We start from the raw sequence: 24,067 nt of genomic DNA, 5'->3' as shown, positions 1-24,067 counted from the left end.
TAGTTTGCATAACATAGTCTAAACTAAGCTATAGACTACACTACGCCGTTTTTTCCATACGCTCGCGCTGCGCTTGACCTTGCCATAAGCCTTCTAGGTCATAAAACGTGCGGGCTTGTGGCATCATCACATGCACCACCACAGCGCCCAAATCAATCAAGGTCCAATCACTGGTGCCTTGACCTTCCACACCAATCGGATTAAATCCTGCTTGCTTCGCTTTCATCGCGACATGGTCGGCAACCGCTTTAAGGTGGCGGGTAGATGTCCCTTCGGCAATCACGATACGCTCCATGACTTCAGTCATATCAGCAACATCGAGTACGGTAATGTTTTTGGCTTTTAAATCATCCAAAGCATCTTGAACGATATCAAGACAAGTGGTTAACTGTTGGTGGGCAGGGTGTTGATTGACTAAACTAGCAAATTGGGTATCGGTCATAAATGCGTGGGTTCCATTAATTGGGTCATAATGATTGGGTTATAAGGGTAGCTTAAAATAGGATCATGACAATCCTAAAAAAAGTGTGCTATTTTAACAAAAATCTAACGAACAGGTTATCAAAAAATGTAAATCAATATCAGGCTAAACGTCTGGGGCATATAACTGATGCTCAACAATATACCGATAAACTTGACTCGGTAAACTTAGCCGCGCTTGCTGTCGTTGCCGAGCTTCTGTGCTATAGATCCAAGCCCTGATATCACGACTGGCAATATCAGGCACGACAAACTTATCAATATAAATATGGTTAGTGGTTTGATTTATCAAGTCTTTTGGCGAATGAATGATAAAAGGCACTAACCGATTATCAATATTTATACTAGGGGGTTTATCCGTATTGGTTAAAGCATTTTGGTTTAAATTTTTGTCTAAAGCGTGGTTTAAAGTGGGGCTGAGGCTGCCCAAGGCAGGACGGGGGAGCACCCATAGATTGGTCAGCGAAAGTAGCTCAAAGCCGCGATACCATTTATCAAGTTGTTCAACACTGTCTTGTCCAAGGATAAAAATCAGTAGGTCATTGGGATAACGCTGTTTAAACTCACTCAAGGTATGAAAGCTATACACAGGTGGCTGACACTGCAGCTCAGTCTCATCAATCGACAAAAAAGGCACATCGCCAATCGCAAGCCTAAGCATCTCAAGGCGCTGCTGGTTGGAGGTTGGCTTGGTTTTTAAGGGCGAACCCGCCGTGGGCAGTAATTTGGCCATGATATCAACGTTGGGGAAAGCGCGCATGAGCTCATGGTACACATGCGTAATCATCTGTAAATGCGCCAAATGTATCGGATCAAATGAGCCACCCAACCAGACACGAATACAGCGAGGCATTGTCATAACCACAAGCCCAATAAAAGTTTAGGGTAAAGAAAACTAACATCCTTCATCATCACTGACACATCTTACGGTTGGTTTGGTGGTTCATCGGTTGGTAAATTGCGCACAAAAATTACTTTGTGCAGAATTTTACCATAAAGCAATTTTTGGGCATAACAGATTATGGAACAATAGCCTAGTTAAAATAACCTAGCATTGCATTCAAGCCGCTATCCTGTGTGACAGGCAGTGGCGATAGACAACAAAAAGGTGAGTGTCAAACTCACCTTTTTTTAAACATAAAAGCTTAAAACTCACCGCTATCGGCTTGAACGGCTGTGAGCGCAATGGTATAGACAATATCTTCAACCAAGGCGCCACGCGACAAGTCATTCACAGGCTTATTTAAGCCTTGCAGCATAGGACCGACGCTCACCACGTTGGCAGAGCGCTGCACCGCTTTATAGGTGGTATTGCCAGTATTCAAATCTGGGAAGATAAACACATTGGCTTGACCTGCCACCAGCGAGTTTGGCGCTTTTGATTTCGCCACGCTTGCGACACTGGCAGCGTCATATTGTAACGGACCATCAATGAGTAAATCAGGTGCTTTGGCTTTGGCGATTTCGGTGGCTTGACGCACTTTATCCACGTCTGCGCCTTCACCTGATGAACCCGTCGAGTAACTAATCATGGCAACTTTGGGTTCGATACCAAACGCTTTGGCAGATTGGGCGGATTGTAGGGCGATTTCAGCCAGCTGTTCTGCGCTAGGGTCTGGGTTGATGGCACAGTCACCATATACCACCACTTGCTCAGGCAGTAGCATAAAGAAAATTGACGAAACCAGTGAATACTGCGGCGCTGTTTTAATTAACTGAAACGCAGGGCGGACGGTATTGGCAGTGGTATGTACGGCGCCAGATACCAGACCATCGACTTCACCCAAGTGCAGCATCATCGTACCCAGCACGACGGTGTCTTTGAGCTGTTCATGGGCTTGCAGTTCATCGAGTTTGCCTTTACGGCGCTCAACCATGGGTTTGACATACTTATCAATCAAGGTCTCTGGGTCAAGAATCTGCAGGCCTTCAGGTAGGGTGAGCCCCAAGTTCTTGGCAACCTCTTCGACCTCACTGCGTTTGGCAAGTAAGATACAATGGGCAATACCACGATTTTGACAGATGACCGCCGCTTCAACGGTACGGGGCTCATTGCCTTCAGGCAGTACGATGGTTTTTTTGGCAGCTTGGGCTTTTTTGACCAAGGTATGACGAAAAGCCGAAGGCGAGAGTTTGCGGTTGTTGTTGCCTTGACTAAAAGTGGTTTTGATCCAGTCCAAATCCAAATGCGCGGCGACAAAATCGGTGACTTCACTGGCGCGAGTGGTATCATCTGCGGGGATTTCATGGCTGATATGGTTAAGTTTGGTGACGGTATCAAAGCTGTCAGTGTCAACCAGCATCACAGGAATCCCCGTTTTTAGCGCGGGGCGACACAGATTGATAATCTTTTGGTTCGGCACGATACCGCCTGTCAGAATAAGACCTGCTAGCGGTACACCATTCATGGTGCTAAGCGCAGTTGCCAAAATTAAGTCATCACGGTCGCCTGCCGTCACCAGTAAGTTACCACGGGTGAAAGAATCTTCAATATTGGCAACGGTACGCGCAACTAGTAAAGTATTGAGCACACGACGGTTTTTGGCGTCGCCTTCATTGAGCCATTTGGCATCAAGCTCACGAGCCACATCCCAGGTACGGGGGACACTTAAGGTGTTACTAAAAGGCACTACGCCAATCAAGCGAAATTTATCGGAGTCAAAATAAGGCGAGTGGGATTTAATCGCCTGTAACTGCTCCGCTGCCAAATCAACTTTGGCTTTACCAGGCGCGACGGGTGCTTCATCATAATGGTTGTCCACGTTTTTGACGCGCATCAAAATCGTGCCTAATGTACGCTCGCTTGCCATACCGCCAAAATCACGGGCAAAAATATCTAACTTGTCTACCAAACTATCAGGGTTTGCAATATCGCCACTACTGACCAAGATGACTTTGGCATCTAGCGCGTTGACGATAGCTAAATTCACCAATTCCGCATAACTTGAATCATTGTCGGCAGCCAGACCTTCACAGACGATAACGTCATATTGCTCAGCCAATGCTTGGTGTTTGGCAACCACTTCTTCCATCAAGTCATCTAACTGACCATCCCCAATCACGCGCTCTAAGCGGCTACGGTCAATGGATGTTGGCGGGTTTAAGTTAAAGGCATGTTTTGCAAGCACACTTGAGCTGTCATCACTCTCATGATTGGCGGTGGTATTTTGGCTAAAAGGTTTTAAAAATCCTGCTTTTAGCCCGATATAATCCAGTGCACGGATAAAACCCAAACAAGCTGAGGTCAAGCCAATGCCGCTACTGGTAGGCACAAATAAAATCGTTTGCATGATAGTTCCTATTTGTTATTTTATTCAAACTAAAAACCCTGATGGGTCATCAGGGTGAGAGGGTTTATAAACCTAAGACTTCTTTGGTTTCTTTGGCGATTTGGTATTCTTCATCGGTCGGAATCACCCACAATTGCAGTTGGCTGTCGGCTTGGTGGAAACTACCTTCGGCACCGCGAGAGAGCTCGGCATTTTTGTCAAGGTTCGCTTTGATGCCAAAATGCGGCAAGTTTTGTAAGATTTTTTGGCGAATTGAGGCGCTGTTTTCACCGATACCGCCGGTAAATACCAAGCCAGTGAAGGTCGGTAATGCACAGCTGAGTGAAGCGATATAACGGGCTGCCTTATAACAGAAAATTTCGATGGCAAGTTTGGCATCTTCATTGCCTTCGTTGGCGGCTTGCTCCACCGTGCGCATATCACTTGAGATACCTGAAATGCCCAACAATCCACTTTGTTTATTTAAAATCGTATCAATTTGGTCAAGGCTATAGCCCAAAATACGGTGTAAATGAATATGCAAACTTGGGTCAACATCACCACTGCGCGTACCCATGACCACACCTTCCAGCGGGGTCAGACCCATGCTAGTGTCCAAGCTTTTGCCATCATACACGGCGGTTAACGAGCAACCATTACCCAAATGCACCGTAATCCAACCATTGGCTTGGTCATGAGGGGCTAGGCTGTCAGCGCGGTGGCTGACATAGGCGTGCGAGCTACCATGAAAACCATAGCGACGGATGTAATGCTCATTGTACAAATCTTTTGGAATGGCGTAGCGGTAGGCTTTGGCGGGCATGGTTTGGTGAAAGGCGGTATCAAACACGACCACTTGCGGTAAATCTGGGTAGATTTTTTCCACCGCTTCAATACCTAAGGCATGGGCGGGGTTGTGCAGGGGCGCCAATACTTTTAGCCGTTTGACTTCCGCCAAGACATGGTCGTTGACTTTTTCAGCATGAGAAAATTCACGTCCGCCATGCACCACACGGTGACCCACGGCAACGGGTTTGTAAGCTGCTAATAAACCTAATATTTTTTGCAGTGCCCATTGGTGATTGGCGCCTGCCAAAGAGATTTCGACTTTTTCCCCATTGAGGTCGGTGTGTTTGATACGCGCTGTATCTAAGCCCAAGTTTTCCGCAAGACCGGCAACGCGCTCGCTGCTGTCATTGCTTAATAACGCGTATTTGATTGACGAAGACCCACAATTAAGTACTAAGATCGGATTTTGCATGGCTGTTCCTTTAGACAAGATCTTGTGCATTCCTTGCAACAAGCCCCTTCCTAACTGGATTAAATTTTAAGCTATCCTTGCCTTCAGTAATTTATTGTAGATTAAAAAAATTATATTGTGGTAATTTTTTGCCAAATTTTTGTTGTCATCATGATAGCGAAAAAGCATACCACAACAATGAGGGTGTCAACAAAATGAAAAATTAACAAAAATCATCGATTTAATGCTCATCTTTAATAAGGTGAGATAATTGCTTATAAAACGCAAAAACAGCTACAATAACCCCATCGCAAATTCTATTTTTACACTTATTTTATTCTTAAACTTAAGGGCATTCATGCAAATTTCAAAACTATCCCCAACAATCGCCGTGCTGACGGTGATGTTGGCAACCCATATGCTGACAGGATGTGGGCAAAAAGGGGCATTGTACCTACCCAGCAACAATAGCCAACAAGTAGTCGATGCTGCCGCCAAACCAACTAGCACCACTGCCAATGCCTCTGATACCAAAGTTGATGTCAACATCCAAGACCCCAACGTCATGATCGACAATAACGCAGCCCAAGCGCCACAATCAGCGCCTCACTCAGCGACTACGCCATCTGTGCCATCGGTTGGAGGTAAAAATGATTACTGATGATGTAGCCAAAAGCTTAGCAATCAATCCGACCGAACACGTCAAGTCAAGCAACTGTCTGAGTTATGATGGCACTGCCTTGATGATGGATGGCGTCAGTCTTGCGGATATCGCAAAGACCTTCGGTACACCGACCTATGTGTATAGTCAGCAGGCGATTTTGGCAGCCTATAAAGCTTATGATGATAGTTTTGCTGAGATTGACCATCAGATTTGTTATGCGGTAAAAGCCAATAGTAACCTTGCGGTATTAAACGAACTTGCTAAAGCAGGGTCAGGGTTTGATATTGTCACAGGGGGCGAGCTTGCGCGGGTGTTGGCTGCGGGCGGTGACCCCAAAAAAATCGTATTTTCAGGACTTGGCAAAACCGCCGAAGATATCCGCAGTGCCCTTGAAGTAGGGATTGCTTGCTTTAATGTCGAATCAGAAGCTGAGCTGTACCGTATCAATGCCGTGGCAGGCAAATTACAAAAACAAGCGCCTATTTCGCTACGCGTCAATCCCAATGTCGACGCGCAAACCCATCCGTATATCTCCACAGGGCTCAAAGAAAATAAATTCGGCATTACCCATGAAGATGCGCCCCGTATCTACCAAATTGCCCATGACTTACCGCACCTAAAAATCGTTGGTATTGATTGCCATATTGGCTCGCAGTTGACCCAAGTTCAGCCTTTTATGGATGCATTGGATAAAGTCATTGAGATGATTCACGCACTTGCCAAGCAAGGTATTGCGCTTGAGCATATTGATTTGGGGGGTGGCTTGGGTGTGCAGTATATTGACGAAGACGTTGCAAGTATTCAACAATTTGCGCAGTTACTGTTACCAAAACTGAAAACTCTAGGCTTAACCCTGTACCTAGAGCCAGGTCGTAGTATCGTTGCCAATGCAGGCGTATTGTTGACCCGCGTGGATATTTTAAAACCTACCGAACACAAAAATTTTGCCATTGTCGATGCGGCGATGAATGATTTGATTCGTCCGGCACTTTATCAGTCAGAGATGGCAGTCATCCCCACACAGTTGAACTCACCGGTTGAACCCAAAGTATGGGATATGGTCGGGGCGATTTGTGAGACGGGCGATTTTTTGGCAAAAAACCGTGTGTTGGCATTGGCTGATAATGATATCCTAGCCATCACAGGCGCAGGGGCGTATGGGTTTGTCATGTCGAGCAATTATAATAGCCGCCCACGTGCTTGTGAAATTTTAGTCAAAGAGGGTCACGCCCATGTCATTCGCGAGCGTGAAACGGTTGAGAGCCTTTGGCAAAACGAAAAATTGGTAGATTAAATCTATCCTGTAAGGTTTGCTGGCAACGCTAAGCCTTATTGATTCCTCTGAGCCCAAAACCTTAGCAACTGAAACCAAAACCTTAGCAACCGAGCCCAAATTTGCTTGACTTGCTAAGGTTTTTTTGTTCCCCAATTACCTTATAAAAAATTAGCTATCATGATAAGATAGCGTGCATAAATCAAAATAATTTTAAGGAATAACAATGTTAATTGAATTTACCAAAATGCATGGACTGGGGAATGACTTTATGGTCATTGACCTAGTCACACAGCGGCTTCACTTGACCAAAGAGTTGGTAGCGTTGTTAGGGGATAGACACTTAGGCATTGGCTTTGACCAGTTGCTGATTGTTGAGCCGCCAAGCCGCCCTGATGTCGATTTTCGCTATCGTATTTTTAACAAAGATGGCAGTGAAGTGCAGCAATGCGGCAATGGCGCTAGATGTTTTGCCCGCTTTGTACAAGCGCGTAAGTTGTCATTTAAACAGCGTATTCGGGTAGAAACCGCCAGCGGTATTATCACCCTTAGCACCGACGATTATGGCTGGGTAAAAGTGCATATGGGTAAACCAAAATTTGAGCCTGATGAGATTCCTTTTACCCCCAAAACCATTACCAAAGTTCAAAACTCATATCGGCTCAATGTGGATGGTACGCCTGTGACACTCTATGTGGCGAATATGGGCAATCCCCATGCCATCATCAAAGTAGATGATGTGTTGACCGCCGAGGTGGAAAAACTTGGTAAAGCGATTGAGAGCCACCCTGCATTTCCGGAGCGCGTCAATGTCGGGTTTATGCAGGTGATGAATAATCGCCATATCAGGCTACGCGTCTATGAGCGCGGCGTGGGCGAAACGCAAGCTTGCGGCACGGGCGCGTGTGCTGCCGTTGCGATAGGGGTGCGTGAAGGCTGGCTAGATGAAGGCGTGGATATTCGCGCCCAGTTGTATGGTGGCAGTTTGGTGATTCGTTGGCAAGAAGGCTATCCTGTGTATATGACGGGTCCTGCGACCTTTGTGTATGAAGGGGTATTTAGTCCTGAGGGTTTAATGGCAGGTGCGGGGCTGAAATTTGCGCCAGCACAATCAAGTGAGGAATATCGCTCAGATGAGGGGCATCCTTACCATGAATAGCACCCAACCTCGCTAACTGACACTATGCCAACTAGCCGTAGCCTAAGTCAAGGGAAAAATAGTCAAGGGAAAAAGCGCAGCCGTGTAGGCAAATCAGCAAACGATGATTTGCCCACCCACTTAATACCGCATGCGGCAGAAACTGTGCTCAATACCGATGATCAAGCTTTGGTAGATCGCTGGCTTGCTGAGCTAAGTAGTAAGCGTTATAGCGTGGCGACTATCAAAAGTTATCGCCAAGCGCTACAGCCTTTTTTGGCGTATTGCTATGAGCAACATACCGAGCTTTGTCACATCACCCGTCAGCAATTATCAGACTTCCTAATCCAACGATTGGATGTCGATAAAATATCCAAATCCAGTAGTCAATATGAACTGACCGTGTTGCGTCAACTTTACAAATGGTTGATTGCTCAGCAGCTGATGACACTAAATCCCACCATAACCATACGTCTCAAACGCGCCCCGAGACCCTTGCCCACATTACTTGATATCGATGTATTATCCCAGTTATTAGACCAAGCTGCGCCAGAAGATAGCCATGAAGCGCGGTTATGGATTCGCGATAAAGCCATGCTAGAATTACTATATGGCAGTGGTTTACGGGTCGGCGAGCTAGTAGGACTTAATATGTCTGATATCGACAAATCACAGCGGCTGTTGCGAGTACTGGGTAAAGGTGGAAAAACGCGCATCGTACCGATTGGCGAAAAAGCCTGGCAGGCACTCATCAACTATTTGCCGCATCGCTCGCTATGGGTGGAAGAGCAAGACCCTGCGGTATTTGTCAGTGAGCGTTATGGGACGCGTATCTCAACACGCACCGTGCAGCTGCGTATCAAGCTACAGGCCAAACGTGCCGGTATCGCACAAGATTTATACCCACATCTACTTAGACACTGTTTTGCGTCACATATTTTAAGTGATAGTGGTGATTTGCGTGGCGTTCAAGAACTGCTAGGACACAGTGATATCAGTACCACACAGATTTATACCCATTTGGATTTTGGGCATTTATCGCAAGTGTATGACAAAGCGCATCCCCGCTCACGACGATAGCGCACAATAATAGGCAGGTTAAGCACTAATATTAGGCACGAAAAAAAATATTAAGCTTAAGCCTAGCCACATCAGCCTTAGCCATCTTAAGCATTTACCGCGCGGGTCAAATGCTCAGAAGTACGGCGAAGATTAAGGCTCAAGATAATCGCTAAGCCACGCAGCATCTCAACACCGATACGAGGATAATCTGACAAAAGTCGTTCAAAATCAGCTCGGGATAAGGTGACAAGCGCACATAGGCTGGCGGCTTTAATGGTAGCGGAGCGAGTTAATAAATCTAACAGTGCCATTTCACCCGTACTTTCGCCCGCCCGAATTTCACCGACTTTAATTTCTGTCCCTGAAGGGCTGTATTTAATGACTGATAGCTCCCCAATCAGCAAAAACGCCATAAAATCGCCATGCTCGCCTTCCGTAAATAACACTTCTTGCGGACTCAACTGTTTAAAATGTAGTGAGTTTTCGACCACTTGAAACATATAAGGATCAAGACGGCTAAAAATTGGGCTATTCTTTAAATATTCAAAAAGTGGATTATCCATTTTTCGCTTCAGGGTCGTTAGATATTATTTGCCATGATAGTCAATTTTTGACATTCGAGCAACGCAATATTCTGCCGAGTTATTTGCTGCGCATCCGCATCAAAGTCGGCAAAAATCACGCTCGGCGCTTGCTGTAATAGGGTTGTTTTATTAGTATTTTGGACAGCATTTTTGTCAAGCTCGGGGCGACTATCTGACTTAGGCAGCCAGCTTGCTGCTTTGGCAGATAAAGGTAAATTAGCTAAATTGTTGGTGATATCAAAATCTCGGGTTACTGCGTCGTTTACTATGTCGTTTGCTGCGTCGATTATTTGGGTGAAAACGCGCTCACCATCGCTGCTGATAAATTCGCTATGCCCCCAAGTGCTGCGAACGTTGCTAGGCGCTGAGGGATTGACCACATGGTCACCCGTCTGACCTGCGCCAATGACCATGCACTGACTATCGAGCGCCCTTGCGGTGAGTAGCGCATGCCAATGTGCTTTACCTGTTTGGTAGGTAAACGCCGAAGGCGCGGTCAATATATCTGCGCCTAGTTCGCGTAGTTTGACCGCAAGGGTGGGGAAACGAATATCAAAACATACCATCATGCCGACCTTGCCAAACTCGGTATCTGCCACAATAAGCTCATTACCGGCTTCGAAGGTTCTACCTTCATCATAGTTGCCTGTGCTATCATTGACGGTGGCTTTGAACAAATGAATTTTGTCATAGCGCGCTAAGCAATCGCCTGCCGGGTCAAATAATAGTGAGCTTTGCCGAAGTTTGCCGTCAGCCACAGGCGTACCGTCAGGTCGATACGGGCAGGGCAAGGTACCTGCCAGCAGATACACACTGTAGTGGCGGGCAGCCTGTGCCGACCAATCTTTTAAGGCATCAAAATATTGACTGGCAAAGCCCTGTTTGCCAAAACAAAAAGCGTTTTCTGGCAAAATCACCATGCGGGTGCCGCGTTCACTGGCAATTTTAATGCCTACTTCAATAGATTGAAGATTTGCTAAGATGTCGGTCTGGCTATTGAGTTCAACAATCGCAAATTTTGTCAGTTTCGTCATGGTTTGATTTCGTAAGCAAAAAATTTAGGAAAATTTTTGGGTGCTGCAGCTAAGTAAAGCTAAGTGCAGATAATTAATATACGGCTGAATGTCAAAAAATACTAGCATATCTTGTTGAAACAATACTAAACTAGCAACCTAGCAGAGCATGAACACACCATAGACACACCATCTAAACTAACCTCACTAGAATAAGGCTTGAAAAAACGCGTTATGAAAATTGGTATTGGGGCAAAGCTAACGACGGGGATGACACTCACCCCGCAAATGCAGCAGGCAATTCGCTTGCTGCAATTATCGAGTCTTGAACTTGAACAAGAAGTGCAGCTTAAACTCGATAGCAACCCCATGCTTGAGCGTGAAGAAGAGTGGGAGACGTCTTATGAAGACGCTGATAACCTACCTGATGGCGAAAACTATCCAGAACACGATACAAATGACGACTATGACTATGACGAAGATGACTATAAAGTAGAAGGTGTCGAGTTGTCTGAAGCTGATTTTGATGATTATACCCGTCATGAAACTGAGGTGTTGGAAGATTATCTAGCATCGGATGATTTTTATGCTGCTTCTGCTAGCCAAGATTATCCCGAGCACAGTGAACCCTCGGCAGTGCATGAGTATGCCAGTCATAGCCCAAGTGATAGTTACAGCGACAGTTATGATGACAAGCATAGGGACAGTGATGCAGACAGCGATTATCGCTATGATGAGGAATATGGCTTAGATGGCATTGATAGTAGCGAGCATCTTAGCAGCCAGCAAGTCGACATGCCGGTGGATGCACAGTGGGATGATATTTATAGCTATGAATCTTCGGCAGCCACGGGCATTGATAGCGAAGACAGTCAGGATGATTATAAGCTTGCTACGCAAGGAAATATTCAAGATTATGTCCGTTGGCAACTGAATTTAAGACGGCTCTCCACCATCGATATGCTGATAGCGGAGTATCTGATTGATAGCATGGACGAGCGCGGTTTTATCACGTTATCAAATGATGAGCTATTTCAAAGTTTTGATACCATGTTGTCATTTTATCAAGTTGAAAACGTGGACTTGGCGCTAGAAGACATTGAGCTTGTGGTTAAGCAAATACAAAACTGCGAGCCACTGGGCGTTGGCGCGAGAAATTTGGCAGAATGCTTGCTGATTCAGCTCAATAAATTACCGAGTGATACCCCCGCTTGGCAAGCAGCCAAGCAAATTTTGATGCATTCAGAGTTTTTTGCCAACAATAACATCAATGCACTGCTTAAATCATCCAATCTCGACGTCTCTGAGATTCAGCCTGCGCTTGCCTTATTGCGCACATTAAACCCCAATCCTGCACTGTCTTATGAGAAATCACAGCGCCAGCTAGATAAAGGCATTGAAAGCTACGACATTCCTGATGTCATTGTGGTGCAGCGTGGACAGCATTGGGAAGTCAGCCTAAACCCAGAGACTTTGCCAAAACTGCGTATTAACCAAGTGTATGCCAAACTTGTCAGTCGCAATGACAACAGCGAGCAAGGCGTTTATCTAAAAGAGCAGCTGTATGATGCGCGGCTGTTTATCCGTAGTATCGAAGAGCGTAATCAAAATCTACTAAAAGTTGCAACCTGTATCGTCAAACGTCAGCAGGCTTTTTTTGAGCAAGGCGTCATGGCAATGCAGCCGATGGTACTCAAAGATGTGGCAGATGAAGTGGGCTTGCATGAGTCAACCGTTTCTCGTATCACTACCAGCAAAACCATCGTTACCCCCAAAGGGCTATTTAGCCTAAAATATTTCTTTTCAAGTCAAGTCAGTAGTGATGAGGGTGAAGGCGTTTCTTCAACCGCTATCAGCGCGATGATCAAGCAAATGATTGAAGCAGAAGACCCCAAAAAGCCGCTATCTGATAGTAGTATTATGAAGAACCTGCAAGATAAAGGTATTGATATTGCCCGTCGTACCGTGACCAAATACCGAGAAGGTATGAACATCGGTTCTTCTACGCAGCGTAAAGTGCGGTTTTGATAGCAATGTTGTGATTAGAAGGTCAGTCAAAATCTTTTCTAGCTGAATTTTTAAATTTAACTAAGATGTCAAATATAACTCAACTTTCAAATTTAACTCAACTCTCGAACTGTTAACAAATCTCTTGGTATTTTGCTAAACACCAATGGTTGATAGCATACCCACCTTTTTGCATAATAGATTCATAAGGGATAAACCTTTTACGCAATAACGTGGCTCTTTTAGCAACTTACTCTTGGTACACAGGTATGCTTGAAAACTATAATTTGATTTTACTTTTTTTGGGGTTGGCATTTTTAATCGGGGCATTCTTTCCTGTGCTACCGCGCAAGCTTTCGATATCCCTGCCTATGATACAAATTACCTTTGGCGCACTGCTAGGGTATTTTTTTATGGGGCTGCCTACAATTAATCCGCTTAATTATGGGGTTGCTATCGAGAAAGTTACAGAAGTGGTGGTGCTGATTTCGTTGGTCGGTTGTGGTATCAAGCTCGATAGTCCGCTCAATTGGAAAACTTGGCAACCGACCTTAAGGTTGTTGGTGATTGTGATGCCAGTGGGTATCGCCGCGATGGCATTGATGGGGCATTATATTTTTGGACTCAGTATGGCAGCGGCTATTTTGCTCGGTGCGGTGCTGGCGCCAACCGACCCTGTACTAGCGGCAAGCATCCAAGTCGGTCCACCCAACTCCAAACGACAGGAAGATGTGACCCGATTTACCCTCACGTCAGAGGCAGGTCTCAATGATGGACTGGCATTTCCATTCATTTATTTAGCCGTAGCGATTGCTACGGCAGTGTCACTCAATCAGGGTTTTGGTGCAGAAGATTGGCTGCATTGGTTGGGCTATGACGTGTTATGGCGAATCATTGCAGGGGTGGCGGCGGGTTACTGTGTCGGTAAGTTTTTGGCAAATTGGCTATTTACCAAGACACATCCCGATAAAGTCGAGCAAAGTTATATGGTATTAGCCTTGATGTTACTAGCTTATAGCATCGCAGAGTTTGTGCATGGTTATGGTTTTATTGCAGTATTTGTGGCGGCCTTAACTTTTCGGCGTTCAGAATGTGAACATGAATATCATGAAGGCTTGCATGATTTTGCTGAGCAAATTGAAGGTTTGCTGATGTCGCTTGTAATGGTATTTTTGGGACTATTGGTGGGTCAAGCGTTGGCGAGTGATGTTACCCTTAGCTGGCAAGTGTATGTGGTATGTTTGGCGTTTATATTTTTGATACGTCCCATCGTGGGTTATTTTAGTCTAGGTAAACTGGGGATGAGTCGCAATGAACGCTGGGTAACGGCAGGATTGGGCATTCGCGGGATTGGCACCTTGTATTATATCGCCTATGCGATGAATAAAGGCGTATTTACCAGTGATGAAGCGCTAAAAATTTGGGTGATTTGTGTGGTAACGATTGCAATGTCGGTGTTTTTACATGGGCTAACCGCCAATCGCTTATTAGCCATGACCAAAAATTAGCGTAATGCAAAAATAAAAAAGCGGGTAAGTTACCCGCTTTTTTTACGCTAATATGATTAGCCACCACCCACCGCTTGCACCACTTCAATGTTCATACCATCTTGCAAGGTGACATTAGCCAATTGGCTTTTTGGAATCAATTCACCGTTGATTTCAACAGCAAAACGACCTTGGGTTTGCCCCATTTCATCCAATAGTTGTAAGAGATTTTGATGTAACGTTTGTTTGACGTCACCATTTAAAGTCACTTGTGGCATTATTACATTTCCTGTTTTGTTACACTTTCTGTCATGGTTAAATAGGGTTAAACTGATGAAGTGTGCTTAGCAACACTGATCGCAAGCCAAATCCATGCAATAATAAACAGCGTGCCGCCAATCGGGGTAATGGCACCGAGCCAACGTGGCATACCCAAAGCCATCAAGTACAGCGAACCTGTAAAAAGCACAATACCCAGTTGCATCACCCACGCGATAGTAGGGGATATGAGGCTTAGACGCAGTAACATACCCACAATCAACAATCCAAGCGCGTGATAAAAAAAGTATTGCGTACCTGTCTGCCACCAAGCCATTTGCTCGGCTGACAAACGCGGTTTAAGCCCATGTGCGGCAAACGCCCCACAGGCGACCGCCACTGCCATATTTATCGCGCCAATACTTATCCAATTCATGAAGGTTAATCCAACTGCAAATGGGTATTGGCTAACATGGCTTCTTTGATTTTATCCATGGCATTTTTTTCAATTTGGCGTACCCGTTCCGCTGAGATATTATACTCCGCCGCCAACTCGTGCAAGGTCGCTTTTTGCTCATTGAGCCAGCGCTGCTGTACGATATCCCGCGAACGATCGTCTAAGTCCTCCATCGCTTCCATCAGGGCCGAATTGTTATTTTCTTCCCAATCAGCATCTTCTACCATATCGGCAGGGTCAGCCGCATCTTCTAAAAAATACTGCGGTGCATAGCGACCTTCGTCTTCATCATCACTTTGTGCTTCAAACGATGCATCATACGAAGTCAGACGGCTTTCCATCTCTAGCACTTGTTTGACGGTAACATTTAAGTCTTTGGCAATCGCTTCGGCTTCTTCGAGCGTTAACTGGTTGTTGGTTTTTTTCAGTGAGCGCAAGTTAAAAAATAGCTTGCGGTGCGCTTTGGTGGTTGCGACTTTGACGATACGCCAGTTACGAATCACAAATTCATGGATTTCAGCTTTGATCCAATGCACAGCAAAAGACACCAAACGCACACCTTTGTTTGGGTCAAAACGTTTCACCGCTTTCATTAAGCCGACATTGCCTTCTTGAATCAAATCGCCTTGTGGCAAGCCATAGCCAGAGTAGCTGCGCGCAATGTGAATCACAAATCGCAGATGCGACATAACCAGCAACCGCGCTGCTTCTACATCCCCTTCATCGGTATAACGATGCGCTAGCTCCTGTTCTTGCTCTGCTGTCAAAATAGGAATTTGATGAACCGCGTTGATATACGCGCCTAAATTCACTCCAGGGGCAGATAACGCAGTCGGCATGGTAGGAACAAGGGCATTAGCCATGGCTTTCTTTTGACGGGATCGCGATGCAGTCTTTCGTGGTTTTTCAGCAAACTCATCGTCATAGTCGTCATCAGCCTCATCCACTAATTCATCATAGTCATCATAACTATCAGGGAGCTGTGTAAGGTCGATATCGTCGTCACCTAAGCTATCAAAGTCTGGCTCATCAAATTCATCGAGTTCGTCATCGTCGATGTCATCAAATTCAGTGTTTGGATCGTCACCCAGCTTAGCGTCAAGCTTGGTCGATTTTTTTGCGTTGGCAGTCTTTTTTATTGTCGTTGTTCTGGTCTTTGTAGCCATGAAATAGCCTGTCAATTGTCCTTTAATTTCTGTTATTTAGTATGCCTTAAAGCCAGCTTTTTTGTAAGAGGCGTTTAGCAATTTTTGGTTATGATCGAGTGAAAGATTGTGTCTGTTGTATTTTCAGACGGTGTGATTGATGTCTGTTGCACCAGAGTATATCCGGCATGCTGACAAAAAGCTGCGATGTCACGCTTGCTATTGGGGTCGGTTGCAGTCACATACACCGCATGACCCAACGCGGTTTTTTTTAGTGCCATTTTAAGTTTAAGTAGCGGCATCGGGCAGGCGAGTCCTTTACCATCTACATAGTGCTCAATTTGAGCATTGATGTGGATATCGTTATGTTCGCCTGAGCGAAACAATCCCCAATCTTGGCAAAAGGCGCCATCCGATAGTAAGGCAGGATTTAGCGTAATCTGAGAAGAATCCGTCATGGTAATAAAATCGCTACTGGAAAATTCAAAGTGTGTTAGATGGTTATTATAGGCTAAATTACAAGTGTAGACGATTGAGATAAATCAAAGTTAGTATTATATTTTTGAAAATTTAACCTTTATCCTGCATTCAGTAGTCGGTAGATTGTAGCAAGATATCATTACAAAATTTGGCTTTTTAAAGCTGCTGAAATTTGTATATTGAGCAGTATTATTTAGCATTTACCTTTTTTTAAACACCATTTTTTTAAACATCATTCTAAGCAAATTCGCTGTCAAAGGTCGCGCATGCCCATCAATCCACTTGCTAGTTATTTATCTGCTAGTTATTTATTAAGAAAAACGCTCATAGTAGCTATATTAAGTACCCTATCAACAGCGGTTTTTGCGTTAGATAACTTCTCCTATCAAAGTGCGCCTGCTTTTAATCCAGTCATGATTGCAAGTGCTGAGCCTACCAAGGTGAATAGCCAATTAGCCTCTATGGACAATGGGCAAGCGCTCATCGATACCGAGCAAAATCGTCAAGTCGGTGAGTGGGCACTTCGACAAATCAACGGTAATGCGGCGCTGATACAAGACCCTTGGTTGCAGCAATCGCTTGAACAAATTGTGTGGCAAATCAATGCGGTGGCAGGTCTCAACGCACCTATGGGATTGGTGATTATCAATGACAAGCAAATCAATGCCTTTGCAGTACCGTCTGGGCTTATCGGCATCAATGTCGGTTTGTTGGATAAAGCAAAAAGTCTCGATGAAATAGTGAGCGTCGTCGCGCATGAGATTGCCCATGTTAGCCAGCGCCATTATCAACATCGCAATGATGAAAAAACCAAACAGCTACTGATGCAGGCAGGCGGTCTTTTGGCGGGCGTCGCAGCATCCAAAGTCGGAGATGGTGATGCCGCCGCTGCTGTCATGCTAGGCTCTCAGGCGATGTCAGCCAACGCTGCTGCCTCCTATAGCCGTGGGCAAGAGCGAGAAGCTGACCGTATTGGCATGCAAATCATGAACCAAGCGGGCTATGATGTCAATGCCATGCCCAGTTTCTTTGCCACCCTAGACCAACAAAACCCTGTCAAAAGTAACACCTTAATTCCCAGTTTTATTTTAAGCCATCCGCTCACCGCAGATAGAATTAGTGAAGCAAGGGCGCGAGTCGCAACTTATAAGCGTGATAGCCAGGCTAATATGGCGTCAAACCGTTATCAATCTATTCAACAGCAGCGCGCGCAACTGTTTGAACAAATCCAGTGGCGTGCTCGCTACTATGGCTATCTAGTCAACAAAGCCGATTTGGAACAAGGGGCAAAAACGAGTGAAGGTGCCAAGCTTGCGCTGATTAATTATTATCTCGATAACGGACAACCCAAAGCGGCACAAAGCTTAATGCAGGATTTTGACAAGGACATCAACACGCTCGCCAATCCGCTGGCAGTCGTGACATTTAGTCAGTTAGCTGCGCAGCAAGGCAATGTCGATGTGGCAATCGCTAAATTGCAGCAACTCGCCTCTGTGTATCCTGAGCGCACAGATGTGCCACGCTATCTAAGTGACATTTATTTAAAATATCGACCTACTGCAGAGAGTGGTCAAAAAGTATTAGCGCTGCTTCAACCCTTATCCAAGCAAAATCCCCGTGACGTCATGGTGTGGGATCGATTGCAACAAGCCAGTCAACTACTCGCAAAACATGGTAGCGGCAATGAAAAACTGATTCATCGCATCAATACGTTACGCTATCGCGCGTATGGCGAGTTATGGCGCAATGAGCTAAAAGATGCGGTGACATCACTGACCCAAGCCAAATCGTTAGCAAAGCAGCTACCTAGTAACCAATCTTTGCTAGCACTGCTGAATCAGCAAATCAACCAAGTACAAGACGCCAATCAATTTAAACCATCTTAACCATTAGAAGGCTAACGTAGGTTCATTATCCGTTGGCTCATCCTGCTCGGGTAACGCTAACCAACTGGCAAGTTTAAGTGACAGTTCTTCGAGACCAATTCTATCTTGGGCGGAAAATAATTGAATACTAAACGGCAATTTTAATTTATTAAGCTGATTGCGGGTTTGCTGCAGCGTGTTTTTGGCAGCGCCGTATTTGAGCTTATCTGCTTTGGTTAATAGCACATGAACCTCAAGCTCACCATCTTTTGCCCAGTGTAGCATTTGTTCATCAAAGAATTTTAGTGGATGGCGAATGTCTGTGAGCAGCACTAAACCGGCGAGGCTTTTACGCGAAATTAGGTATTTTTCCAGCTCTGACTGCCATTCTTTTTTCATCGACTCGGGCACGGCAGCATAACCATACCCTGGCAAATCCACTAAACGCTGATCCAAATTGCCCATATTAAAAAAGTTAATCATTTGGGTGCGACCTGGGGTTTTGGACGAACGGGCTAACTGGCGCTGTTGGGTCAACGCATTAATGCAAGAGGACTTACCAGCATTTGAGCGGCCAGCGAAAGCAACTTCGCGACCCGTATCGGCAGGACACAATTTAAAGGTAGGGGCAGACAGCATAAATTGGGTTTGATGCAACCAGCGTTTTGCTGCATCACTATCGTCAGTAATCGCAGTTGGCGCAAGGGTGTTAGTAGAATCCATCATCAGCACATAATCTTAATGTTAAAGCGCTATTGTATCAGCAAATACCCATAACCCAAAATTTTGAGCACTTGCTACTGCTGTTTTGTGAGATATTTTTTGTAGTGGAACCCGCTTGCCAACGTGCAAATGACTTTTACATGATTATTGAGTTATGGCATAATAATCAGCCATATCAATTATTCGATTATGGTTTTAATCATCGCCATCCCTGTAATCGACAAAACCCTCGGTGTTTTAAAATCATTTAGCTAACTTAAATGTCGTATTAGCCACATGATTAGTGTTCATTATTAGTGGGGTAGCCTACAAATTTTGCAGACAAGCGCATGGTTGTCTTGCTATAATATTGTAACTTAGTAGATACATTCACCCGTGTTAAAGCAATAAATATGTATGATGATAACTGGGTGTTGCTTTGATATTGTAAGTAATGCCTTTGTCGCTAGCTCATTGTGAGTCATAACCAACACGCTTTAGTAGGAATTGTTACCGATGAAAAAAATACTCACTGCCGCAAGCCTTTTAATTGCCAGCGTAAGCGGTTCTGCAGCTGTTACCGTACCAAAATATGACATTGCCAAAGGTAAGGTTATGGCTGAATCAGTTTGTGGTGCTTGTCATGGCGTCAATGGCGTTAGCACTGTTCCTGCACAGCCTAACCTTGGCGGACAAAATGTTAAGTATCTCTACAAACAGCTAACCGAATTCAAATCAGGCGCGCGTGTCAACCCTATCATGTCAGCGCAAGTGGCAAAATTAAATGACCAAGACATGGCGAATGTGGCAGGTTATTATGCAAGCCAACCACGTTGGGGGGTAGGTTATGCCAATCCTGCTTACGCAGCAACAGCGCAAAAATTGTATTATGGTGGTAATAGCAAACGCGGTGTGATTCCTTGTGCAGGCTGTCACGGTGGTAAAGCCAATGGCAACGATTTAGCCGCTTTCCCACGTATTGGGGGTCAACATTCAGCTTATATCGCAACCCAATTAAAACTATTCCGTGCGGCAGGCCGTGAAGACGAGGTGACCGACCCCTCACAAACGCGTATGAATGATGCCGCTAAAAAAGGCGATAAAGGCATGATGCAAATCGTGGCATCAAAGTTATCAGACAATGACATTAAAGTATTGTCTGACTATATCAGCGGTCTACACTAGTATTTAGCGGTATATCATTTAGCCAAGCTTAGCGCTTGGCTTTTTTATTGTCTAAAACCACCTAAACCAATATTAACCAATAGTAAATTTTGGTGGCAAATTAACCTGTTAACAAAAGCTTAGGCATAAAAAAAGAGCCACCGAAGTGACTCTTTTGTATGCTTACTAACGATTAGTCGTTAACTTTAGCAACAACACCCGCACCTACAGTACGGCCACCTTCACGGATTGCAAAGCGTAAGCCTTGGTCCATTGCGATTGGGTGGATTAGCTCTACGTTCATTTCAACGTTATCGCCAGGCATTACCATCTCTGTACCTTCTGGTAATTGGATTGCGCCAGTTACGTCAGTAGTACGGAAGTAGAATTGTGGACGGTAACCATTTAAGAATGGGGTGTGACGACCACCTTCTTCTTTTGATAGTACGTATACTTCTGCGTCAAATTTGGTGTGTGGTTTGATTGAACCTGGTTTAGCCAATACTTGACCACGTTGTACGTCTTCACGTTTGGTACCACGTAGTAGTACACCACAGTTCTCGCCTGCACGACCTTCGTCTAGCAGTTTACGGAACATTTCAACGCCAGTACAGGTGGTTTTTGCGGTTGGTTTGATACCAACGATTTCAATTTCTTCACCAACTTTGATGACGCCTGATTCTACACGACCAGTTACCACTGTACCACGACCAGAGATTGAGAATACGTCTTCGATTGGCATCAAGAATGGTTTGTCAATCGCACGTTCTGGTTCTGGGATGTAGCTGTCTAGGGTGTCAAGTAGTTCTAGTACGGCTGGTTCACCGTATTTGCCTTCGCCGCCGTTTAGGGCTTCTAGGGCAGAACCTTTGATGATCGGGGTGTCATCGCCAGGGAAGTCGTAGCTTGATAGTAGTTCACGTACTTCCATTTCTACGAGTTCTAGTAGTTCTTCGTCATCAACCATGTCACATTTGTTCATGAATACCATGATGTATGGTACACCTACTTGGCGTGATAGTAGGATGTGTTCACGGGTTTGTGGCATTGGGCCGTCAGTGGCTGATACAACTAGGATAGCGCCGTCCATCTGTGCTGCACCGGTGATCATGTTTTTAACATAGTCAGCATGGCCAGGACAGTCTACGTGTGCGTAGTGACGTGCTTGGGTGTCATATTCAATGTGTGAGGTGTTGATGGTGATACCACGGGCTTTTTCTTCAGGGGCTGAGTCAATTGACGCGTAGTCTTTGGCTTCACCACCGTTGTGTTTTGCTGCTACGGTTGCAATCGCAGCTGTTAGGGTCGTTTTACCATGGTCAACGTGTCCAATGGTGCCTACGTTAACGTGTGGTTTAGTACGTTCAAACTTGGCCTTTGCCATAATTTAATCCTCTTTTGTTAATATTAACCCAATGTCTTAGGTCATTTACTTTATTATCAACGCTTATAGGTTATGAAAATTTGACCCATTAAATTTAACAGGTCAAATTAGCTAACTTATAATTTTTTTCAGTGTCGAATAGGATAGAAGAATTTGACTGGTTTTAACAATCAAATTGCCCATCAAATTTATTCGTCATCATCTTTATGAGTGAATTTTTTGATGATTTCATCAGCAACGTTGCGTGGTGTCTCAGCGTATTTTGCAAACTCCATTGAGTAGGTTGCACGACCTTGAGACATTGAACGTAATTGGGTTGCATAACCAAACATCTCGGCTAGTGGCACTTCAGCACGGATTTGTTTAACGCCGCCAAACATATCATCCATACCTTGCACCATACCGCGGCGACGGTTTAAGTCACCCATGATATCACCCATGTAGTCTTCAGGTGTTTCAACTTCTACTTTCATGACTGGCTCAAGTAGAACAGGGTTTGCATTCATAAAGCCTTTACGGAATGCCATTGAACCTGCCATTTTGAACGACAGCTCATCTGAGTCAACGTCATGGTATGAACCGTCATACAGTGTCGCTTTAATACCAACGACTGGGTAACCTGCAAGAACACCATTTTTCATACGTTCTTGAATACCTTTGTCTACCGCACCAAAGTACTCTTTTGGTACCACGCCACCAACAACTTCTTCAGCAAATTCATATTCTTTGCCATCAGCTGTGTCAAGTGGCTCAAGACGTAACCATACATGACCGAATTTACCACGACCACCAGTTTGGCGTACGAATTTGCCTTCTTGCTCAACGGTGTTACGAATCGTTTCACGGTAAGCGACTTGTGGTGCACCCACGTTGGCTTCAACGCTAAACTCACGTTTCATACGGTCAACAAGAATTTCTAAGTGAAGCTCACCCATACCGCTGATGATAGTCTGACCAGATTCTTCATCGGTGTGAACACGGAATGAAGGGTCTTCTTTTGCCAAACGGTTAAGCGCGATTGACATTTTTTCTTGGTCAGCTTTGGTTTTTGGTTCCACTGCCAATGAAATAACAGGATCTGGGAATTCCATGCGCTCAAGCGTAATGATATTGTTTTCGTCACATAGGGTATCACCTGTGGTTACATCTTTTAGACCTACAAATGCAACGATGTCACCTGCGCGAACTTCATCCACTTCTTTTTGTGAGTTAGCGTGCATCTCAACGATACGGCCAATACGTTCACGTTTCATTTTCACTGGGTTATAAACAGAATCACCTTGTTTAGCAACACCTGAATATACACGGACGAAAGTTAAGTTACCCACGTATTTGTCATTCATAATTTTGAACGCAAGACCAGCAAATGGTGCATCATCCGATGATTCACGAGTTGCTTCAGTTTCAGCTTTGTCATCTAACACACCTTTGATCGCATCAACGTCATTTGGTGCTGGTAAGAATTCGATAACCGCGTCAAGCATACGTTGTACGCCTTTGTTTTTAAACGCAGTACCACAAAGCATTGGTTGAATTTCGCCCGCTAAGGTACGTGCACGTAAACCTGCTACGATATCTTCACGTGATAAATCACCTTCTTCTAGGTATTTATCCATCAACTCTTCTGAAGATTCAGCAGCTGCCTCAACCATGTTGTTGCGCCATTCATCGACGGTATCAACCAAGTCAGCAGGAATTTCTGCATATTCAAATTTCATACCTTGAGAAGCCACATCCCAAATGATGGCTTTCATCTCTAGAAGGTCAACAACCCCTTCAAAGGTATCTTCTGCACCGATTGGCACAACCACAGGTACTGGGTTACCACCAAGACGTTGTTTTACTTGGTCAACAACGCGGAAGAAATTTGCCCCTGTGCGGTCCATTTTGTTTACGAACGCAAGACGTGGTACTTTATATTTGTTTGCTTGACGCCATACTGTTTCTGACTGAGGCTGTACACCACCAACTGCACAGTAAACCATACAGGCACCGTCAAGTACACGCATTGAACGTTCTACTTCAATAGTGAAGTCAACGTGACCGGGGGTGTCAATGATGTTAATGCGATGCTCTGGGAATTGATGACCCATACCAGACCAGAAACAAGTCGTTGCCGCTGAGGTAATAGTAATACCACGCTCTTGCTCTTGTTCCATCCAGTCCATGGTTGCAGCACCTTCATGCACTTCACCTAGCTTATGGTTTTTACCTGTATAAAACAAAATACGTTCAGTTGTTGTCGTTTTACCCGCATCAATATGTGCAGAGATACCGATATTACGGTAGCGATTCAAGGGTGTTGTACGTGCCATAGTTAATTCCTAAGGACTAAAGATTAAAATTATTCCATTATCAATAAACAGTTATGTCTTAACATGAATAATAATTAGTT

21 protein-coding genes are annotated in these 24,067 nt (G+C 44.8%); 8 read left to right on the top strand and 13 right to left on the bottom strand.

All coding sequences use genetic code 11. The annotated features are described in order from the left end of the window. Positions 1-40 precede the first annotated feature (40 nt). The 4 genes from rsfS to H9W84_RS08240 form a co-directional block, all read right to left on the bottom strand. A complete protein-coding gene (gene rsfS, locus H9W84_RS08255; protein ID WP_239742958.1) occupies positions 41-442 on the bottom strand; it encodes a ribosome silencing factor in 402 nt (133 codons plus the stop codon). Positions 443-586: 144 nt separating this feature from the next. Then, complete coding sequence (nadD, locus tag H9W84_RS08250; RefSeq protein WP_239742956.1) at positions 587-1,339, bottom strand: nicotinate (nicotinamide) nucleotide adenylyltransferase; 753 nt, start codon at positions 1,337-1,339, stop codon at positions 587-589. A gap of 286 nt (positions 1,340-1,625) precedes the next feature. Then, entirely contained in the window at positions 1,626-3,770 is a 2,145-nt protein-coding gene (gene pta, locus H9W84_RS08245; protein WP_239742954.1) for a phosphate acetyltransferase, read from the bottom strand. Between the two features lie 64 nt (positions 3,771-3,834). Then, positions 3,835-5,010: an acetate/propionate family kinase gene (locus H9W84_RS08240; protein ID WP_099834310.1), complete on the bottom strand. Its 1,176-nt coding sequence runs from the start codon at positions 5,008-5,010 to the stop codon at positions 3,835-3,837. Between the two features lie 337 nt (positions 5,011-5,347). On the opposite strand from H9W84_RS08240, the gene lptM reads away from it, so the two are divergent. From lptM to H9W84_RS08220, 4 genes are all read left to right on the top strand, one after another. Continuing rightward, positions 5,348-5,650: an LPS translocon maturation chaperone LptM gene (lptM, locus tag H9W84_RS08235; RefSeq protein ID WP_239742951.1), complete on the top strand. Its 303-nt coding sequence runs from the start codon at positions 5,348-5,350 to the stop codon at positions 5,648-5,650. Beyond that, positions 5,640-6,947 carry a diaminopimelate decarboxylase gene (gene lysA, locus H9W84_RS08230; RefSeq protein WP_420846654.1) on the top strand — a complete coding sequence of 436 codons (1,308 nt, stop codon included), beginning with the start codon at positions 5,640-5,642 and terminating at the stop codon, positions 6,945-6,947. The genes lptM and lysA overlap by 11 nt, the downstream gene beginning before the upstream one ends. Positions 6,948-7,152: 205 nt before the next feature. After that, a complete protein-coding gene (dapF, locus tag H9W84_RS08225) occupies positions 7,153-8,085 on the top strand; it encodes a diaminopimelate epimerase (protein WP_076773989.1) in 933 nt (310 codons plus the stop codon). Between the two features lie 24 nt (positions 8,086-8,109). Beyond that, positions 8,110-9,144 (top strand): tyrosine recombinase XerC, encoded by a 1,035-nt coding sequence (locus H9W84_RS08220; protein ID WP_083710692.1) that lies wholly within the window; start codon positions 8,110-8,112, stop codon positions 9,142-9,144. A gap of 86 nt (positions 9,145-9,230) precedes the next feature. Here H9W84_RS08220 and H9W84_RS08215 read toward each other — a convergent pair whose 3' ends face one another. Together H9W84_RS08215 and H9W84_RS08210 are read right to left on the bottom strand one after the other, a co-directional pair. Next, a complete protein-coding gene (locus tag H9W84_RS08215) occupies positions 9,231-9,689 on the bottom strand; it encodes a cyclic nucleotide-binding domain-containing protein (RefSeq protein ID WP_138018622.1) in 459 nt (152 codons plus the stop codon). 17 nt (positions 9,690-9,706) lie between these two features. Beyond that, positions 9,707-10,744, bottom strand: coding sequence for a nitrilase-related carbon-nitrogen hydrolase (locus H9W84_RS08210; RefSeq protein WP_096489229.1), 1,038 nt, complete (start codon positions 10,742-10,744; stop codon positions 9,707-9,709). Between the two features lie 213 nt (positions 10,745-10,957). Here H9W84_RS08210 and H9W84_RS08205 point away from each other — a divergent pair, with 213 nt between their 5' ends. Both H9W84_RS08205 and H9W84_RS08200 read left to right on the top strand, forming a co-directional pair. Beyond that, complete coding sequence (locus tag H9W84_RS08205) at positions 10,958-12,751, top strand: RNA polymerase factor sigma-54 (RefSeq protein ID WP_239742949.1); 1,794 nt, start codon at positions 10,958-10,960, stop codon at positions 12,749-12,751. Positions 12,752-12,963: 212 nt separating this feature from the next. After that, on the top strand, positions 12,964-14,238 hold the full coding sequence (locus H9W84_RS08200; protein WP_239742947.1) for a cation:proton antiporter: 1,275 nt from the start codon (positions 12,964-12,966) through the stop codon (positions 14,236-14,238). 56 nt (positions 14,239-14,294) lie between these two features. On the opposite strand, the gene thiS is transcribed toward H9W84_RS08200, so the two are convergent. The 4 genes from thiS to H9W84_RS08180 all read right to left on the bottom strand — a co-directional run bounded on the left by thiS (position 14,295) and on the right by H9W84_RS08180 (position 16,535). Continuing rightward, complete coding sequence (gene thiS / locus H9W84_RS08195; protein WP_060995472.1) at positions 14,295-14,495, bottom strand: sulfur carrier protein ThiS; 201 nt, start codon at positions 14,493-14,495, stop codon at positions 14,295-14,297. A 47-nt stretch (positions 14,496-14,542) separates the two neighbouring features. After that, positions 14,543-14,911, bottom strand: a complete 369-nt coding sequence (locus H9W84_RS08190; RefSeq protein WP_239742945.1) for a DUF423 domain-containing protein — start codon at positions 14,909-14,911, stop codon at positions 14,543-14,545. A 5-nt stretch (positions 14,912-14,916) separates the two neighbouring features. After that, positions 14,917-16,098: an RNA polymerase sigma factor RpoH gene (rpoH, locus tag H9W84_RS08185; RefSeq protein ID WP_239742943.1), complete on the bottom strand. Its 1,182-nt coding sequence runs from the start codon at positions 16,096-16,098 to the stop codon at positions 14,917-14,919. A 74-nt stretch (positions 16,099-16,172) separates the two neighbouring features. Further along, the gene (locus H9W84_RS08180; protein WP_099834301.1) at positions 16,173-16,535 is read right to left on the bottom strand and encodes a sulfurtransferase TusA family protein; all 363 of its coding nucleotides are present in this window, start codon (positions 16,533-16,535) and stop codon (positions 16,173-16,175) included. 288 nt (positions 16,536-16,823) lie between these two features. Here H9W84_RS08180 and H9W84_RS08175 point away from each other — a divergent pair, with 288 nt between their 5' ends. Continuing rightward, entirely contained in the window at positions 16,824-18,443 is a 1,620-nt protein-coding gene (locus tag H9W84_RS08175; protein WP_239742941.1) for a M48 family metalloprotease, read from the top strand. Positions 18,444-18,446: 3 nt separating this feature from the next. Here the strand turns inward: H9W84_RS08175 and yihA are convergent, their stop codons facing one another. After that, on the bottom strand, positions 18,447-19,148 hold the full coding sequence (gene yihA, locus H9W84_RS08170) for a ribosome biogenesis GTP-binding protein YihA/YsxC (RefSeq protein ID WP_239742939.1): 702 nt from the start codon (positions 19,146-19,148) through the stop codon (positions 18,447-18,449). Between the two features lie 492 nt (positions 19,149-19,640). On the opposite strand from yihA, the gene H9W84_RS08165 reads away from it, so the two are divergent. Next, positions 19,641-20,309, top strand: coding sequence for a c-type cytochrome (locus H9W84_RS08165; RefSeq protein WP_239742937.1), 669 nt, complete (start codon positions 19,641-19,643; stop codon positions 20,307-20,309). Positions 20,310-20,481: 172 nt separating this feature from the next. Here the strand turns inward: H9W84_RS08165 and tuf are convergent, their stop codons facing one another. Both tuf and fusA read right to left on the bottom strand, forming a co-directional pair. Continuing rightward, the gene (tuf, locus tag H9W84_RS08160; RefSeq protein WP_007117403.1) at positions 20,482-21,672 is read right to left on the bottom strand and encodes an elongation factor Tu; all 1,191 of its coding nucleotides are present in this window, start codon (positions 21,670-21,672) and stop codon (positions 20,482-20,484) included. A gap of 188 nt (positions 21,673-21,860) precedes the next feature. Continuing rightward, the gene (gene fusA / locus H9W84_RS08155) at positions 21,861-23,987 is read right to left on the bottom strand and encodes an elongation factor G (RefSeq protein ID WP_201665938.1); all 2,127 of its coding nucleotides are present in this window, start codon (positions 23,985-23,987) and stop codon (positions 21,861-21,863) included. Positions 23,988-24,067: the final 80 nt, after the last annotated feature.

Source organism: Moraxella tetraodonis, assembly GCF_022359095.1.
GTDB lineage: Bacteria > Pseudomonadota > Gammaproteobacteria > Pseudomonadales > Moraxellaceae > Faucicola > Faucicola tetraodonis.
The sequence above is the reverse complement of the archived record's forward strand: the minus strand, read 5'-3'. Positions and strand labels throughout refer to the sequence as shown.

Coding starts and splice junctions, on each gene's coding strand:
- rsfS (WP_239742958.1), bottom strand. CDS start 442: ATGACCGATACCCAATTTGCTAGTTTAGTCAATCAACACCCTGCCCAC.
- nadD (WP_239742956.1), bottom strand. CDS start 1,339: ATGACAATGCCTCGCTGTATTCGTGTCTGGTTGGGTGGCTCATTTGAT.
- pta (WP_239742954.1), bottom strand. CDS start 3,770: ATGCAAACGATTTTATTTGTGCCTACCAGTAGCGGCATTGGCTTGACC.
- H9W84_RS08240 (WP_099834310.1), bottom strand. CDS start 5,010: ATGCAAAATCCGATCTTAGTACTTAATTGTGGGTCTTCGTCAATCAAA.
- lptM (WP_239742951.1), top strand. CDS start 5,348: ATGCAAATTTCAAAACTATCCCCAACAATCGCCGTGCTGACGGTGATG.
- lysA (WP_420846654.1), top strand. CDS start 5,640: ATGATTACTGATGATGTAGCCAAAAGCTTAGCAATCAATCCGACCGAA.
- dapF (WP_076773989.1), top strand. CDS start 7,153: ATGTTAATTGAATTTACCAAAATGCATGGACTGGGGAATGACTTTATG.
- H9W84_RS08220 (WP_083710692.1), top strand. CDS start 8,110: ATGCCAACTAGCCGTAGCCTAAGTCAAGGGAAAAATAGTCAAGGGAAA.
- H9W84_RS08215 (WP_138018622.1), bottom strand. CDS start 9,689: ATGGATAATCCACTTTTTGAATATTTAAAGAATAGCCCAATTTTTAGC.
- H9W84_RS08210 (WP_096489229.1), bottom strand. CDS start 10,744: ATGACGAAACTGACAAAATTTGCGATTGTTGAACTCAATAGCCAGACC.
- H9W84_RS08205 (WP_239742949.1), top strand. CDS start 10,958: ATGAAAATTGGTATTGGGGCAAAGCTAACGACGGGGATGACACTCACC.
- thiS (WP_060995472.1), bottom strand. CDS start 14,495: ATGCCACAAGTGACTTTAAATGGTGACGTCAAACAAACGTTACATCAA.
- H9W84_RS08190 (WP_239742945.1), bottom strand. CDS start 14,911: ATGAATTGGATAAGTATTGGCGCGATAAATATGGCAGTGGCGGTCGCC.
- rpoH (WP_239742943.1), bottom strand. CDS start 16,098: ATGGCTACAAAGACCAGAACAACGACAATAAAAAAGACTGCCAACGCA.
- H9W84_RS08180 (WP_099834301.1), bottom strand. CDS start 16,535: ATGACGGATTCTTCTCAGATTACGCTAAATCCTGCCTTACTATCGGAT.
- H9W84_RS08175 (WP_239742941.1), top strand. CDS start 16,824: ATGCCCATCAATCCACTTGCTAGTTATTTATCTGCTAGTTATTTATTA.
- yihA (WP_239742939.1), bottom strand. CDS start 19,148: ATGATGGATTCTACTAACACCCTTGCGCCAACTGCGATTACTGACGAT.
- H9W84_RS08165 (WP_239742937.1), top strand. CDS start 19,641: ATGAAAAAAATACTCACTGCCGCAAGCCTTTTAATTGCCAGCGTAAGC.
- tuf (WP_007117403.1), bottom strand. CDS start 21,672: ATGGCAAAGGCCAAGTTTGAACGTACTAAACCACACGTTAACGTAGGC.
- fusA (WP_201665938.1), bottom strand. CDS start 23,987: ATGGCACGTACAACACCCTTGAATCGCTACCGTAATATCGGTATCTCT.